Origin of the sequence: Paraburkholderia sp. CNPSo 3274 (assembly GCF_024206475.1) — a bacterium.
Classification (GTDB): domain Bacteria; phylum Pseudomonadota; class Gammaproteobacteria; order Burkholderiales; family Burkholderiaceae; genus Paraburkholderia.
Map to the genome: position 1 here is coordinate 1 of NZ_JAMBPR010000217.1, position 1176 is coordinate 1176.

Consider the following 1176-nt stretch of genomic DNA (forward strand, 5'->3'; position numbering starts at 1 on the left):
TACTACTGTGTCATATAAGTAACTGCGCGATCTACTGTCGTACAGCAAGAAAGCCATCGTTGCATGAGCCCTTGTCCAAGCAGGATGCGCAATGTAGTAATGGAATCAGGAACGTGGCGCTGAGCGCGCTGGACTGCCCCGGGGGATGTAATCCGAGGGAAGGGCAGGCAGCGCGCGTTCAAGGAAGTTTTTTTTACCATGTCCACCTGATTGCATTCTGAGTCGTTGAGCCATCAGAAACCCATACGCAGCGATACTCAGTGTGGCGTGATGGTGAAAGCCACGCCAGCCTCGTCCTTCATAATGACCGAGCCCGAACTCCTGCTTCAGGTCCTGATAGTCGCGCTCGATGCGCCAGCGCATTTTGGTCACGAACACGAGCTGCTCGAGGGTCGCCTCTTCGGGGGCCGTAGTGAGAAAGTATTTGAGCGGCTCCGTATCGCCAGCAGGCCATTCAATGAGCAGCCATTCTTCGTCGCGAACGGTACTTCGCCAATTGTCGCGATGTGCGGGACGGACCCGCACGGCGGCAAAGCGTGAGGAAAGTGCTGCATTGCTACCTTCCCGCCAGGTTACGGTCTGCCAGGCGTTTGCGGGCAGTTGCATAGCCAGTTCCTTCACTGCGAGCGGTTCATGGCCGGGCGCGCGGCGTAACAATGTCGGGGGTTTGTAGCGCCCGCTCCAGGGCTTGGGCGGAAGCGGCGCCGTACCGTGTGCCCATACAGAGGTGCCCGGCCGGATCCCTACCGCATACAACAAACCCAGTTCAGTTACGCCTTCCCGAAAAGCGGTTTCGTCGCCGTACCCGGCATCGGCGAGCACAATGCCCGGTCCAATACCGGATGCGACAGCCTCGCGGAGTTGGGCCAGCGCAATCTGTGGCTTGGTTTCGAAGGCGAGATCGTCGGGGATGCCCGCACGACGCGCTCGCTCCCGGTCTTCAATCCATTCCTTGGGGACATACAGCTGCCAGGCAATTGGCAGGCTGCCGCGTTGCGTCGCGATCGACAGGCTCACGGCGATCTGGCAGTTATCCTGTTTGCCCAATTGCCCGCAGTATTGCCGCACTACGCCGACCGAATGCTTGCCTTTCTTCGGGAAGCCCGTGTCGTCAATAATCCAGTAATAGCCAGTCTCTTCAGCAGCGTGCAGGCCTAACGCGGGCATCACCCATTC

The 1176-nt window shown here is 59.0% G+C and carries 1 protein-coding gene; it reads right to left on the reverse strand.

Features of this window, described 5'->3' with window-relative positions:
• Positions 1 to 105: 105 nt before the first annotated feature.
• Positions 106 to 1176, reverse strand: a 1071-nt coding sequence (locus M3I54_RS44295; protein WP_254346717.1) for an IS701 family transposase, incomplete at its 5' end; no start/stop codon positions are given.